Raw genomic sequence first — 14,300 nt, 5'->3', positions numbered from 1 at the left:
CTGAACTGCAGGTAAGGCCGAGGTAGATCCTGGGGAGCGCGGTCGCCTTGCAGGAGGTGGAGAGCGGATACGATGTCCTGCCCTCAGCGCGCCTGCGCCAACACGAAGCGCCGGAAGGCCGCCACTTTGGCCAACGCCAGGGCGCCCGGCGGATAGGCAAGATAGTAGCCATACCCCAATGTGACCTGCCGATCGAACAGCGCTACCAGGCGTCCCTGGCGGATCAGGCCTTCGACCACGCTGCCGACGACCAAGCCCACCCCCTGCCCTGCGAGCGCCAGTTCGATCAGCACGTTCTCGTCGTCGAAGGTCGGTCCGGACTGCGCCAAAGCCGGATCGAGATGCGCAACAGCCAGCCATTCCCGCCAATCGCTGCGGTCCTGGTCATGCAGCAATCGCGCCCGGGCAAGGTCCGCCGGCTCGACGAGACGCAAGCGCTCGACATAATCCGGCGCAGCCACCGGTAGCGTGACGGAGGGACCGATCAAGTCCGCCGTCAGGCCAGGCCATTTGCCGAGGCCGCCCCGGATGGCAAGGTCGATCCCCTCGGCCACGATATCCAGCGGCGTCTCGGTATGACGCACCGAAACCTCGATGTCCGGGTGGAGCTCGGCAAAACGCGGCAGGCGCGGTGCCAGCCAGCGGGCGCCGAAGGAGGGTGTGGTGGTGATCGAGAGCAGGCTCTGCGCGCGCCTGATGCCGGCAACCGCCCGCTCGAGTTCACCGAAGGCCGCGACGGCGGCCGGCAGCAATTGCTGTCCGGCGGCGGTGAGTTGCAGACTGCGGGTGGTACGCTGGAACAGCTTCGCGCCGAGTTGGTCTTCAAGCACCCGGATCTGATGCGACACGGCGGCCTGGGTGACGTTGAGCGTCTGAGCGGCGCGCGTGAAGCTGAGCGCCCTGCCCGCCACGGCAAACACGCGCAAAGCCGGAAGGGAGGGCAGCGTCTCCATGCATTTCACTCACAAGTAAAACTCATGAGTGAGGCACTATATTCAAGCCGAACTCGTTTGTCGAATGCCAGAATTTTCCGGACAATAAGCGCTATTCCACCGGATTTTCACAACCGGCGAGGAGGCGTTCATCATGATTGATTCTTATCTGACTGCAGGCCTGACTAGGGGCCTTAGCCTTGCTCTGTCGCCACAAACAACGCTGCATGGTGAGGGCCGGCTGGCCCATCGAGAAGCAAGCGAACCGCCCAGGCGAACGAAAGCCCCGCTCATGGCGCGCCTCCCCAGGTTCATGACCTTGGCCCGCGCCGAACCGCTGCCGTCATGCCCGGACACCGCGAAGGCCGCCAGCCTTCACGGCTGAAGGCCGGCCGTCGATAATGGCCGGCCGGGAGCGTCGAGGAGAAAAGAAGAGGGTCTTACCGGCAGCTCTTCCAGCGGCCGAGATCCATGTGGAAATGGTCCTCATGGTAGCCATCCGAGCCAGGGCCTAGCACGACCTGGAACACGCCGCAGGTCACGCCATGCACCTGCTTCAGGAAGGCAGCCTTGGCGCCCCCGCCCTTGAAATCATGGCGGACAGTGATTTCCTTGCCACTGGCCGTGATATAGCCGGAAATATCGATGGCATTGCCCTTGGCGTGCTCGGAGAGCTTGGCGCCACGAATATTGTTCATGCCACGGCAGACATAGGACGCAGCAACCTTGATGGCGACGACATTCTCGCCGAGATATTGCTTGGCGGCGGCCTGCATGCCCGCTTCCCAGCGCACCAGCCCATTGACCATGGCGTAGTCGACGGTCGCGGCCGGCACCAGTGTGGTGCGGCTGCTCGGCCCCAGCGCCATCAGGCGATAGGGCTGTGCAACACTGCAGGCCCCCTTCACAATTGCCGCTTCCGGCACGGCGCGCGCCAGGTTGCTGATGGCGATGCCCGCCCCCGGCATGCCGCCGAGCATGGCGACTTTGGTCTCCGGCGGCGGCGCATTGACGCCTGGATTGGTGGTCATGCGGTCATCGATACCACCGGGCCGGCGTACGGGCAGCGGCACGAAGGCATGTGACAAGGTCCCTGGCGGCAAGGCTGCGTCGGGCTTGGCATTCGGCGTGGCATCGGCCTGGGTCGATGCTCCATCGGGCTCCGGCCCTGCCATGTCGATATCGGTATCCGGACGCTCCGGCGGCAAGGGCGTGTCGGCGGCATAGGCCGACACCACGGGAGAGTCATTCGGGCGCGGACGCTCCGGCGGAGTGGGTACGCCGCCATGCACGATGAGGTCCGGCAGGCCCTCCAACCCGGTCGAAGCCCGGATGGCCCGCATCTGATTGGGCTTGGGCCTGAGGGGCGGCAACGGCTTGGCGTTCGCCGCGGCGATGCTCTTCTGAAAGTAATCCGGCAGAGGAACCAGAGCCCCGTCTGCCGATTGCGCCGACGCAGTGGCGCAAGAAACCACCAGGAAGAGACAGGCGACGCTTGCTCGCATGCACACTGCTCCGATTGCGATCAGGCGTTGTGTTGCGCAACTGCGGCAACACCATGGCGAGACGCCATGTTTTCGACAAACCGCTTAAAGAGGTAGTGGCTATCCTGTGGACCAGGTGACGCCTCGGGATGGTGCTGCACCGAGAACACCGGCTTGCCTGTGACGGCGATGCCGCAATTGGAACCGTCGAACAGCGAGGCATGGGTTTCGATCACGCCGGCCGGCAGGCTGTCGCGATCCAGCGCAAAGCCGTGGTTCATCGAGACGATCTCGACCTTGCCGGTGGTGAAATCCTTGACCGGGTGGTTGGCCCCGTGATGACCCTGCTTCATCTTGGCCGTGCGGGCACCGAGCGCGAGGCCGAGCATTTGGTGGCCGAGGCAGATGCCGAAGATCGGAATGTCCTTTTCGAGCAGCGTCTTGATCGCCGGCACCGCATATTCGCCGGTGGCGGCCGGATCGCCCGGGCCGTTGGAGAGAAAAATGCCATCCGGCTGCAGAGCGATGATCTCCTCGGCCGGGGTGGTGGCCGGAACCACGGTGACGGCGCAGCCGGCCGCGGCCAGCAGGCGCAGGATGTTGCGCTTCACGCCATAATCGATGGCGACGACTTTGTATTGCGGAGCGTCCTGCTTGCCGAAGCCCTGCGACCATTCCCAGGTGGTCTGGTCCCAGTCGAAACGCTGGGCCGTGGTCACCGGCGGCACCAGGTCGAGACCGTCCATCGAGGGCAGGCCGGCGGCCTCGCGCTTCAGGGCTTCGACGTCGAAATTACCGTCGGGATCGAAGGCAAGCACGGCATTGGGCATGCCGCCCTCGCGGATACGGGCCGTCAGCGCCCTGGTATCGATGCCGGCAATGCCGGCGATGTTGCGGGCCTTGAGCCAGGCATCGAGATGGCGACTGGCGCGGTAATTGGCAGGCTCGGTGATCGGCGCATGCAGCACCACGCCCCTCACCCCGGAGGAAGAGGCCATGTTGACCGTCTCGATGTCCTCGTCATTGACGCCGACATTGCCGATATGGGGGAAGGTGAAGGTGATGATCTGCCCGGCATAGGACGGGTCGGTGAGGATTTCCTCATAGCCGGTCATCGCGGTGTTGAAGCACAATTCACCCGCCGCCTTCGTCACGGCGCCGAGCCCGGTGCCCTCGATCACGGTGCCGTCTGCGAGGACCAGGAGCGCGGTTGCCTTGGGTTCCGCCCAGCCATTTTCCATCTGTCTAGTCCTTGCGCTCGCTTGTGTGACGGTCATTTTCATCTTAAGTGCCGGATGAATGGCGGCGGCATACTCGGCTCCGCCCGGCAGTCGCGGCGGAAAGTAGGGGGCGGACGGCTTGCCGTCAACCCTTGGACACACTCGAAATCATCAGCATTTTCAATGATTTGAGGTGATACCACCAAATATTTCGCTGCCACGTGCCGCTCGGTGAACAATTTTGATTCCAAGAAAGGTAGGGCATCATGTCTCTGCGTGACGATTTCACCACCGCCGTCAAGGACGCCATGAAGAGCGGCGACAAGGCTCGCCTGTCGGTCGTGCGTATGATCCAGGCCGGGCTGAAGGATCGTGACATCGCCGCTCGTGGCGGCGAGCATGACGGCAAGATCCCGGAAGCCGAGATCCTGTCGATGCTGCAGAAGATGATCAAGCAGGCCCACGAAACGCTGGAGACCGCCGTAAAGGCCGGCCGCGACGAAATGGCGGCAGCCAGCAAGGCCGAGATCGAGACGCTCTCCTCCTTCCTGCCCAAGCAGATGGACGTGGCCGAGACCAAGGCCGCCATCGCCGCCGTCGTGGGCGAAATCGGCGCTGCCGGCGTCAAGGACATGGGCAAGGTCATGGCCGTGCTCAAGGAGCGCTTCGCCGGCCAGATGGATTTCGGCAAGACCAGTCCGCTGGTCAAGGAAGCGCTCGGCGGTTAAGGACGTCGAAACTCTGGACTTTTCCGAGACCGATGCGCCCGCTAGATTGCCGGCCGCTGCAACGATGAGGCCGGCATGGCGCCTTCACCACGCTTCCTGGTTCGGTTTTCGGTGATCCTGCTTGCCCTGGCCGGCTTGGCGTCCTGCGCCGACCGGCCCGGTGCGTTGATGCTGCATCCGGTCTCGGCATCGGCCGGTATCGGCACGCCCGTCAACATCCTGGTCGCCACCACCCGCCAGCGCTCCGAGACCGACAAGCGCGACTTCACCGCCAAGCGCAATTTCGGGCTGAGCTATGAGGCCTACACGATCTCGGTGCCACCCAACCATGCCGTCGGCAATATCGAATGGCCGAAGAAACCTCCCGGCAATCCGGCCGTCAACTTCGTGGTGACCAACTCGGCTCCCCTCGACCAGGCTCGCTTCGATGCGGCGGTGGTGAAGGACACCAAGGGCACCGGCGAAGTCATCGTCTTCGTGCACGGCTATAACACCAACTACCAGGAAGCCGTCTATCGGGTTGCCCAACTCGAGAAGGACAGCGGCTTCCCCGGTGCCGTGGTCGCCTTCGCCTGGCCCTCGCTCGGGACCTTGACCGGCTATGTCGCCGATCGCGAGAGCACCACCTATTCGCGCGATTATCTGGAGACCACCCTGAACGGCCTCGCCCGCACGCCAGGGGTGCGGCGCATCCACATCATCGCACATTCGATGGGCAACTGGCTGGCCGTGGAAACCCTCCGCCAAGCCAGGATCCGCGGCAACTCGGCCTTCCTGCCCAAGCTCGGCGAAGTCTTCCTGATGTCGCCGGATATCGACATCGACGTCTTCCGCACCCAGCTCGACACCATCGGCAAGCTGAATCAACCCATCACCGTCGCGATTTCGCGCGATGACCGGGCCCTCGGCTTTTCGCAGCGGCTGGCGGGCGACGTACCGCGCGTCGGCAATGTCCTGATCGACAACAAGAAGGCCCAGGAGGCCATTGCCCATTACGGCCTGCGGGTCATCGACATGTCGGACGCCAAGAGCCTGGATTCGATGAATCACAGCAAGTTCGTCGGGCTGCTGCCTTCCCTGAATCAGATGGCCAAGAATGATGCGGCGGCTGCGCGCGGCAATCCGATCTCCCGAACCGGGCTGTTCGTCGTCAACACGGCCGGCACCCTGCTCCAAACCCCCTTGCGTCTGGGCGAAGCCATCGTCGGGCAGTGAGATTCAAGATTTTCGGAAGCTGGCGGCGGTGGCCGAGATGCCCTGTTCGAGCGGCATCGGCCGGAAGCCGAAATAGCGCTCGAAACTGCTGCCATCGACCAGGAACGGACGGTCGTGCTGATAGGACGTCTCGGTCCACTCCCCGAGAAAGGGCACGAACCGGCCCATCACTTTCTGCAGCCAGCCCGGAAGCGCCTGCAAGCGCGGCTTCACGCCGAGCGCGGCGGCGGCCATGCCGATCACCGCGCGCGGGGTGCGCGCCGGAGCGCAGGGCATGATCCAGGCCCGGCCATAGGCGTCATCCGCCGCATCGGCGAGCAGGATCGCCGCCGTAGCGACATCCGGCGCATAGGCGAAGGCGTGCGGCTCGTCTGCGGCGATGCCCAGCTGTGCGGCGCGGCCGGCGGCCAGACGACCGATGGCCTCCTGGCCGAGTACCGACAACACCACACCGGGACCGTAGAAATCGGTCACCCGCAAGGCCGCGGTCTTCACCGCGCTCATTGCCTGCCACTGTCGTGTAATGGCGGCGCGCACCCTGCCCTTGCGGCCCGGGGCATCGAGGGGGGTGTTCTCGTGGAGCGGCCCGCGCTGGGGACCGTGCATATAGAGGTCGTCGACAAAGACCAGACGCGCGCCGTTCGCCTCGCAGGCTGCCAGCATATTGGTCATCAGCCGGGGCCAGTCCCTCTCCCAGATGGCCGCGTCATAGGCGAGGCCGATGGTGCAGATCAGCACATCGCGCCCCCGAAGCGCGGCAGTCAGGCTGGCTCGGTCGAGAGCATCGCAGGCTCGAAACCGTGCGCCGGACGGCAGATTGGCGGGCTCGCGTCGCTGGGCGACAAGCGCCTCGCGTCCCGCATCCGACAGCTGGCGTGCAACGGCGCGGCCGATGGGCCCGTAGCCCAGGATCATGATCTTGGCAGGCATGGTGCGTTCTCCTTGATGAGGAGATGCTAGCAACGGCTATACCATAATTCCAATGCATGCTTTATATCCAATATATGCGTGACATGCATTTGAAGGCGATCGATCTCAACCTGCTGACAGCCCTCGGCGCCCTGCTCTCCCAGCGCAGCGTCAGCCGCGCGGCGCGCGAGATCGGGCTCAGCCAGCCGGCGATGAGCCGGGCGCTCGATCGCCTGCGCCATTTGTTCGGCGACGAACTGATGCTACGCTCGGGCGCGGGCATGGTACTGACGGCACGTGCCGAAGCCTTGGCGCCGCAAGTGCAGGAACTCCTGGCCGATATCCGCGCCCTCGTCACCGAACCGCTTTTCGATCCTTCCACCGAGCGCCGCACGCTTCGGATCGCGGCGGTCGATTCGCTGACAACCCTGCTCTTTCCCGGCGTGATGGCGCGGTTGCTCCGGGAAGCCCCCCATATCGACCTGCGGGCCGTGCCGATCGGCACGGATATCGCCCATCGCCTGCAAAGCGGTGACATCGACATGACCTTCGCCCTGGCCAATTACCCGCTCGCGGCCGGGACCCACAGCGAGATGCTGATGGACGATCGCCTCGCGCTGATCATGCGACGCGATCATCCCGCCGCGCGGAACGGGCCGCCCAGCCTAGCCGCCTATGCCGCCCTCACCCATGTCACCGTCTCTGTCTTCGGCGACGGCAGCACCGAGGCGGATGCGGCGTTGGCCGCGGCGGGCCTGGAACGGCGCATCGGTCTGACCACGCCGCATTTCACCTCGGCCCTGCTGGCCGTTGCCCGCACCGACATGGTGACCGTGCTTTCCCGCGCCTTCGCCCGGCAATTCGCGGAAGCCTTCGGTCTCGTTCTGCTCGAGCCCCCGCTCGAGCCAGCCGATCTGAAGGTCACCATGGTCTGGCACGCATCCCGCAAGCATGATCGCCTGCTCGCCTGGCTGCGGGGAATATTCAAAGAGGTTGCCGCCGACATGGCGGCATAAACCTTGCTGAAGGCTCCGGCTTCCAACCAGGGGCTGCGAAATACAACCCATGGACGTTTTTCAGCATCATGGCGTAACGGATGCGTGCACGCCGAGAACGCATCCTGTCTAGAAGAGGGCCGCCCCGATCCAGACTTGGCGAGAACGGCTCTCCAAGCCTCTGACTTTTTCTTGATTACCTAGAATTATTTTGAATTCTATAAATAAATTTTATGCATATACACAGATATTACAAATATTTATTTCAAAGAATAAGTATTTCATAAAATTGTCATAAAACTATATGTGGCTTTTTAGAGACACTTCCTAGTTATAAATACGTCACACCAATCAAAAGTTGTATTTTCAATTGTGAATCTTTTGAAGATTCCGCAAAGACGCCTCGGTTCCCGTTCGGCGGGTGCCTGGCCGTCGTCTCGCCTTTCGAGCGAATTGACCGGGCCCCGACGCCGGAACGAGCCAGCCCGATGCACTCAATCCAATTTGCTCAGTGAGCCTTCAGATGACGATGAAATCTCTCCTCCTCGGCGCCGCGGCCAGCCTTGCCGCCCTTGCCACCGCCCAGGCCGCCGACCTCCCCATGACCAAGGGGGAAGCCGTCGAATATGTGAAGGTCTGCTCCGCCTTCGGCCCCGGCTTCTTCTACATCCCCGGCAGCGACACCTGCCTCAAGATCGGCGGCGAGATTCGCGCCGACTATCGCTTCTACAATCAGAGCGGTGATAGCCGGACGGCCGAGAACGGCTACAAGCAGACTCGCAACAACCACACCAGCGCCTTCAATACCGAGGCTCGTATCTCCTTCGACGCTCGCACTCAGACCGAATATGGCCTGCTGCGCTCCTTCTTCCAGCTCCGCGCGAACAGCCGCCCGATCCCGAGCAATTGGAACGTCAACAGCGACACCTCCGGCAACACCTTCTCGATCAAATACGCCTATCTGCAGTTCGGTGGTTTGACGGCTGGTTACGCGCATTCTTACTTCGGCTTCTACGACTTCGAATATGGCAACACCTTGTGGGGTCCCTATTACGCCCAGTCGAATATCGTAAATCTTCTGGCCTATACCGCCGACTTCGGCGGTGGTTTCTCGGCGACGCTCTCGATCGAAGATGGTCGCGACCATCGTCAGAACGCATTCCGCAGCACCATGCAAGGCGGGCAGCAAGTGCCCGACGTCGTCGGCCAAGTCCGTTTCAAGCAGGACTGGGGTTCGATTGCCGTCCAGGCTGCCGCTCATCAATATCGTTCGGCGACGGCCGTCGATTCCAACGGCGTGCCTGTCCCCCCGACGAATGCCAACTATATCCCGCGCGAAAACAATTGGGGCTATGCGGTCGGCGCCAGCTTGCTGCTTAACATCCCTGCCCTCGACAAAGGCCATCTGGTGATCGAAGGCCAGTATGCCGACGGTGCTCTCGACTATCTCGGCATTTCCTCGACCAAGACCAAGGGTCAGGACTATTTCATCAATTCGAATGGCAGCTTCGATGGCGGCAAAGGTTGGTCGGTGACCGCCGAACTCGGCGGCAACTTCACACCACAATGGGGGTTCAACCTGGTCGGTGGTTATATCGACACCACCTATGACAAGTTCAGCGCTCTCGGCGGCGACCTCGGCGTGAAGGAATATTCGCTGACGGGTAATCTCACCTACACCATCGTCAAGGGCCTGACGATCACGGGTGAAGTCACATACACTCACCAGGACATCGACAATACGGTGTGGACGACGGGAACCGCCCCCAACACCGTTTCGCGAGTGGCCGACGCCAAATCCAATTTCTGGACCGGCGGCGTGCGCATCAAGCGCACCTTCTGATCCAGCCTGTCGCGTTCAACTGTTGCAAGAAGGGCCCGGCGCGAGCCGGGCCCTTTCGCTTTGCTGGCTCCGAACAGCGGTCGCTACACCAGGACATCGTCCTACTTGCGGATACCCCAAGGGACTGCTTCAGTGCTGCAATTGTAAATTCCTTGGCCGAATTCGATCTCAACGTCAGCTCAAGAGAGTCAACTTGATGTCCGAAACCTCCTCTGAGACGTCGAACTCCAAAACCGCGATAGACCTGGCCTGCAGTAGCGTTCGTCTCCGCGGCAAGCTGACCGGCCATAACGAAACCTGGTCTGATCTCAAGATCATGACCTTGGCGAAAGAACAGAAGATGCGCCCCGGAGGCCGGGCGCAGCAATATCTCGACCATTACCTGCAAGGCTCGGGAACGCCTATGCCGTTTTCAGTGCGGACTTTGCTGAATGAAGATCCGGGCGTGCGCGGCTGCATCTTTCGCGAAGTCAATGCCAGCATTATGACCGCCGAGGTCCGGAAGCAAGGCAGCGTGGGCCTGACGGGTTCCGTTGCCGTCAAGCAGTTCTATTTCCAGAACATCGACTGGCAATACGCCACCGGTGCCCTCAACGTTCAGTGGCAATGCATGGGCGAGGAAGTCCGCAACGGAACCCGTGTCCTGCTCGTCGACGTCTGGTGCCAAAACCTCTATCGCTGGCATCCCGGCGCCGGGCGCGCCACCGACTGCGTGCATCGAGCCGCCGTCAATCTGCAGGCGCCTCAGCCCGAAACGCGCCTGGTGCTGCAACCGGTCCACGTTCCCGGCGCACCCTCCTATGCCCAGAGCTGGTTCAGGACGGAGACGACCAACTACCAGAAGGCCAAGGACTTCCTGATGGTGGCGCCACGCGAACGCATCCTCGTGCCCAGGACATCCGGAAAGGCGATGAGCTGAGCGACGGCGCTGGAAATGGCTGCTTTTGTGTTCGGGGTGGGCTTCGCTCAGATCGGCACACGCAGCGAGCAACTTTCGGTCCTCCCTTCCGGCTCGGCGCAAGGGCGTGGCCTGAGGACAATGGGGAAAGATTCGACTCACGCCTTCCGTGCTAGATTAGGGGTCTTGCGTCGGTCGCCATCGTCCTCACATAAGAGCCCATGAAATACCCGCCTTCCCTGCTCGACGAGATCCGTGCCCGGCTGCCCGTGTCGGAGGTGGTCGGCAGGCGCGTCAAGCTCAAGAAGCAGGGCCGGGAATGGCGCGGCCTTTCGCCCTTCAACGCCGAGAAGACGCCGTCCTTCTATGTCAACGACCAGAAGGGCTTCTATCACTGCTTCTCCTCGGGCAAGCATGGCGACATTTTCCGCTTCCTGAGCGAGGTCGAGGGCATTTCCTTCCCCGAAGCGGTGGAGCGTTGCGCCAACGATGCGGGCGTCACCCTGCCCAAGATGACGGTGGAGGATGTCCGCCGCGAGGAACAGCGCGCCTCGCTGCATGAGGTGATGGAGCTTGCCGCCACCTTCTTCCAGTCCCGCCTGCAGGCGCGGGAAGGCGCCGCTGCCCGTGGCTATCTCGCCGATCGCGGCCTGACGCCGGCGATCCAGGCCGAATTCGGGATCGGTTACTCGCCGAACGAGAAATTCGCCCTGCGCGATCATCTCGCCGGCAAGGGTGTCGACCGCGATGCCATGATCGAAGCGGGCCTGCTCATCCATGGCGAGGACATCCAGGTCCCCTATGATCGCTTCCGCGACCGCATCATGTTCCCCATCCATGACGTGCGCGGCAAGGTGATCGCCTTCGGCGGCCGCGCCATGGACAAGGAGGCATCCGCCAAATATCTCAACTCGCCCGAGACATCGCTCTTCCATAAGGGCGCCTGCCTCTACAACCATCACCGTGCCCGCAAGGCCGCCCATGAGAAGGGCGGCGTCATCGCGGTCGAAGGTTATGTCGACGTCATCATGATGAGCGTGGCGGGCTTCGGGCATACGGTCGCCCCGCTCGGCACGGCCCTCACCGAAGACCAGCTCAACCTGCTCTGGCGCATGAGCGAGGAACCGGTGCTGTGCTTCGATGGCGACAAGGCCGGCCGGCGCGCCGCCTACCGCGCCGTCGACGTGGCGCTGCCGCAGATCGGACCGGGCAAGACCTTGAAATTCGCGCTGCTGCCGGGCGGGCAGGATCCGGACGAACTGGTACGCAGTTCGGGTGCCACGGCCGTTTCGGAAGTCCTGCAGGGTGTCCTTCCCCTATCCGACATTCTCTGGGAGCGGGAAACACAGAGTGGTGACTTTTCGACGCCGGAGCGGCGGGCCGCACTCGAACGCAAGCTGATGGATGCGTTGGCGCCGATCCGCGACGAAACGGTGCGCAAGCATTATCGCGCGGACATGGACAACCGCCTGCGCAGCTTCTTTGCCCCGGCCCGGGCCGCCCAATCCGGTTTTGCAGGCGGCCCGCAACGGGCGTGGCGCCAGGGCGGCGGCCGGCGCGAAACATCGCAGGCCACGCATCTGGTGACACCCGCGGTGAGGGAAAGTGCACGCATGCGGGGTGGGCATGGCAGCATTCCCGCGCGCGAGGCCCTCATCCTGGCCGTCGTGGTCGCTCATCCCTATTTGCTCGACGACCATTGCGAATTGCTGGCAGGGCTCGAATTCGAGAATGTCGAGGCGAGCCGCCTGCGCCAGGCTTTGGTCGACTGCGTGGCGCACGGCCTGCGCGAATCAGTTGCGCTCGAAGCAGAGCTGATGCTGCAGGGATTCGAACGTTTGCTTGCCCATATCGCCGCTTTGAGCGGTCCAACCCACTTTTGGGTGCGACGGGACGCCGCGTTTCCCGACGTTCGGGACGGATTCGTGCATGCAGTGGCCTTGCATCATAAGAATCGTACGCTACATAAGGAACTCAGGCTCGCCCAGGCGGCCATGGATCAGGACTTCACCGAAGAGAATTGGGCTCGGCTCACCGACATCAAGGCACAGATCGCCGCGATGGAAGGAACCGAGGCAACGATCGAGGGGTTTGGAGCTTCGTCCGGGCGGACTTCGCGAGCCGTGTAGGAGCTGTCAGGGTTAACGGCGGATTAGCCATTACCCCGGTAGTGATAGCGCCAGTTCCTGGAACTGGATTTCGATTCTGGCAGTTGCTGCAAGGCGTTGCATGGGCGAATCGAAGGTCTTTCCCAGGGCGCTGGAGCAAGGCGGCGACAAGTCGGGTGGCTCCGGGTACCGGATGCTGCCCTTTTTGGTGTTGGCGAACGGTCCGGGTAGGCGGGAACTTCCCGCGAAGTGCAGGGTTTTGGGCCAGGGTTCCCACCCGATACCAAGATCGGGTGCCAAGGCCTTGAAGTTGTTCGGAATTGCTCGGACGCGCCGGCAGGCGAATCTGAGAATTTCCATATCGGGTTTGGCACAGGGTGCGCGGATGCGCCAGTGCTTGCGGACCAAAATCTGTGGTCCCGGAGAATTGGCAATCGCCGGGCTCGGACCGGCAGGGACGTATTGCAGGATTTCAGAGCTCTACCCGGCGGGGCGAGCTGCGAAATCCTGCTTTGAGCGAGTGAGGGAAAGCAACGATGGCGAAAAAGGAAGCTGACAAGGAAGAAACGCCGGACACCGAAGCGCCGAGCCAGGACAGCCCCTTGCTCGACCTGTCGGATGCCGCGGTTCGCGCCTTGATCAAGCGCGCCAAGAAGCGTGGCTACGTCACGCATGAAGAGATCAACAACGTCCTGCCTTCCGATCAGGTCGACGGTGACCAGATCGAGGACGTGCTCGCCATGTTCTCCGAAATGGGGATCAATGTGGTCGAGAACGAAGAGAACGAGGAGAACGAGGAGGCTGCCCAGGCCGAGGAGGAGGAAGCCGAAGGCGGCGACCTCGTCGAGGCCACTACCTCTTCGCGCGCGATCGCTTCCACCACCACGGCCAAGGAACCGACCGACCGCACCGACGATCCCGTGCGCATGTATCTGCGCGAGATGGGAACGGTGGAGCTCTTGTCCCGCGAAGGCGAAATCGCCATCGCCAAGCGCATCGAGGCCGGCCGCGAGGCGATGATCGCGGGGCTTTGCGAAAGCCCCCTCACCTTCCAGGCCATCATCATCTGGCGCGACGAGCTCAATGACGGCAAGATTCTCTTGCGCGACATCATCGACCTCGAAGCGACCTATGCCGGCCCCGACGGCAAGAACCCGCCGGCAGTGGCGGGTGAAGGCGAGGCCGAGGCCGGCGAGGCCGAGCAGCAGCAGATGGACGACGACGCCTTGCCGCCGATGGACGGTGACATGGACGAAGACGACATGGAGAACAACGTGTCGCTCTCGGCCATGGAAGCCGAGCTCAAGCCCAAGGTGCTCGAGACCTTCGATCGCATCGCCGACGACTACAAGAAGCTGCGTCGCCTGCAGGACGTGAATGTCGAGAGCCGGCTGCAGAACCGCTCGCTCTCGCCGTCGCAGGACCGCAAATACAAGAAGCTGAAGGAAGAGATCGTCGTCAACGTCAAGAGCCTCTCGCTGAACCAGGCGCGTATCGATGCCCTGGTCGAGCAGCTCTACGACATCAACAAGCGCCTGATCAGCTATGAAGGCCGCCTGATGCGCCTGGCCGAGAGCTATCGCGTCGACCGGACGGACTTCCTGAAGACCTATCAGGGCTCGGAGCTCGATCCCAAGTGGATCCTGCGCGTTTCCAAGCTCGGCTCCAAGGGCTGGAAGGAGTTCGTGGCCCACGAGCTCGAGACCATCAAGACGATGCGCGAGGACATCCACAACCTCGCCACCGAGACCGGGCTCGAGATCACCGAGTTCCGCAAGATCGTGCATATGGTGCAGAAGGGCGAGCGCGAAGCCCGCCAGGCGAAGAAGGAAATGGTGGAGGCCAATCTGCGCCTCGTCATCTCCATCGCCAAGAAATACACCAATCGCGGCCTGCAGTTCCTCGACCTGATCCAGGAAGGCAATATCGGCCTGATGAAGGCGGTCGACAAGTTCGAGTACCGCCGCG

General features: G+C 62.7%; 11 protein-coding genes. 7 read left to right on the top strand and 4 right to left on the bottom strand.

The window, feature by feature from the left end; translation table 11 throughout:
* Positions 1–83: 83 nt before the first annotated feature.
* From QM672_RS29095 to carA, 3 genes are all read right to left on the bottom strand, one after another.
* A complete protein-coding gene (locus QM672_RS29095) occupies positions 84–953 on the bottom strand; it encodes a LysR substrate-binding domain-containing protein (protein WP_367625699.1) in 870 nt (289 codons plus the stop codon).
* A gap of 419 nt (positions 954–1,372) precedes the next feature.
* Positions 1,373–2,437, bottom strand: a complete 1,065-nt coding sequence (locus QM672_RS29090; RefSeq protein WP_415086798.1) for an extensin family protein — start codon at positions 2,435–2,437, stop codon at positions 1,373–1,375.
* A 20-nt stretch (positions 2,438–2,457) separates the two neighbouring features.
* Positions 2,458–3,657 (bottom strand): glutamine-hydrolyzing carbamoyl-phosphate synthase small subunit, encoded by a 1,200-nt coding sequence (carA, locus tag QM672_RS29085; RefSeq protein ID WP_311934377.1) that lies wholly within the window; start codon positions 3,655–3,657, stop codon positions 2,458–2,460.
* Between the two features lie 245 nt (positions 3,658–3,902).
* Between carA and QM672_RS29080 the strand changes: the two genes are divergently transcribed.
* The gene (locus tag QM672_RS29080; protein WP_311934376.1) at positions 3,903–4,364 is read left to right on the top strand and encodes a GatB/YqeY domain-containing protein; all 462 of its coding nucleotides are present in this window, start codon (positions 3,903–3,905) and stop codon (positions 4,362–4,364) included.
* 75 nt (positions 4,365–4,439) lie between these two features.
* Positions 4,440–5,579: an alpha/beta hydrolase gene (locus tag QM672_RS29075; RefSeq protein WP_415086795.1), complete on the top strand. Its 1,140-nt coding sequence runs from the start codon at positions 4,440–4,442 to the stop codon at positions 5,577–5,579.
* 3 nt (positions 5,580–5,582) lie between these two features.
* Here the strand turns inward: QM672_RS29075 and QM672_RS29070 are convergent, their stop codons facing one another.
* Positions 5,583–6,509 carry an NAD-dependent epimerase/dehydratase family protein gene (locus QM672_RS29070; protein ID WP_415086793.1) on the bottom strand — a complete coding sequence of 309 codons (927 nt, stop codon included), beginning with the start codon at positions 6,507–6,509 and terminating at the stop codon, positions 5,583–5,585.
* A 56-nt stretch (positions 6,510–6,565) separates the two neighbouring features.
* Here QM672_RS29070 and QM672_RS29065 point away from each other — a divergent pair, with 56 nt between their 5' ends.
* From QM672_RS29065 to QM672_RS29045, 5 genes are all read left to right on the top strand, one after another.
* Positions 6,566–7,504 (top strand): LysR family transcriptional regulator, encoded by a 939-nt coding sequence (locus tag QM672_RS29065; protein WP_415086791.1) that lies wholly within the window; start codon positions 6,566–6,568, stop codon positions 7,502–7,504.
* Positions 7,505–8,006: 502 nt separating this feature from the next.
* On the top strand, positions 8,007–9,326 hold the full coding sequence (locus tag QM672_RS29060; RefSeq protein WP_311934368.1) for a porin: 1,320 nt from the start codon (positions 8,007–8,009) through the stop codon (positions 9,324–9,326).
* Positions 9,327–9,522: 196 nt separating this feature from the next.
* The gene (locus QM672_RS29055; RefSeq protein ID WP_415086789.1) at positions 9,523–10,245 is read left to right on the top strand and encodes a hypothetical protein; all 723 of its coding nucleotides are present in this window, start codon (positions 9,523–9,525) and stop codon (positions 10,243–10,245) included.
* A gap of 200 nt (positions 10,246–10,445) precedes the next feature.
* On the top strand, positions 10,446–12,353 hold the full coding sequence (gene dnaG / locus QM672_RS29050; RefSeq protein ID WP_415086787.1) for a DNA primase: 1,908 nt from the start codon (positions 10,446–10,448) through the stop codon (positions 12,351–12,353).
* 515 nt (positions 12,354–12,868) lie between these two features.
* Positions 12,869–14,300: sigma-70 family RNA polymerase sigma factor (locus QM672_RS29045; RefSeq protein WP_415086785.1), on the top strand; the 1,432-nt coding region annotated here is incomplete at its 3' end.

The organism is Labrys sp. (in: a-proteobacteria) (assembly GCF_047605565.1).
GTDB lineage: Bacteria > Pseudomonadota > Alphaproteobacteria > Rhizobiales > Labraceae > Labrys > Labrys neptuniae.
The sequence above is the reverse complement of the archived record's forward strand: the minus strand, read 5'-3'. Positions and strand labels throughout refer to the sequence as shown.

Bases quoted from the DNA above. Each gene is read 5' to 3' on its own strand.
- QM672_RS29095 (WP_367625699.1), bottom strand. From the start codon at position 953: ATGGAGACGCTGCCCTCCCTTCCGGCTTTGCGCGTGTTTGCCGTGGCG.
- QM672_RS29090 (WP_415086798.1), bottom strand. From the start codon at position 2,437: ATGCGAGCAAGCGTCGCCTGTCTCTTCCTGGTGGTTTCTTGCGCCACT.
- carA (WP_311934377.1), bottom strand. From the start codon at position 3,657: ATGGAAAATGGCTGGGCGGAACCCAAGGCAACCGCGCTCCTGGTCCTC.
- QM672_RS29080 (WP_311934376.1), top strand. From the start codon at position 3,903: ATGTCTCTGCGTGACGATTTCACCACCGCCGTCAAGGACGCCATGAAG.
- QM672_RS29075 (WP_415086795.1), top strand. From the start codon at position 4,440: ATGGCGCCTTCACCACGCTTCCTGGTTCGGTTTTCGGTGATCCTGCTT.
- QM672_RS29070 (WP_415086793.1), bottom strand. From the start codon at position 6,509: ATGCCTGCCAAGATCATGATCCTGGGCTACGGGCCCATCGGCCGCGCC.
- QM672_RS29065 (WP_415086791.1), top strand. From the start codon at position 6,566: ATGCTTTATATCCAATATATGCGTGACATGCATTTGAAGGCGATCGAT.
- QM672_RS29060 (WP_311934368.1), top strand. From the start codon at position 8,007: ATGACGATGAAATCTCTCCTCCTCGGCGCCGCGGCCAGCCTTGCCGCC.
- QM672_RS29055 (WP_415086789.1), top strand. From the start codon at position 9,523: ATGTCCGAAACCTCCTCTGAGACGTCGAACTCCAAAACCGCGATAGAC.
- dnaG (WP_415086787.1), top strand. From the start codon at position 10,446: ATGAAATACCCGCCTTCCCTGCTCGACGAGATCCGTGCCCGGCTGCCC.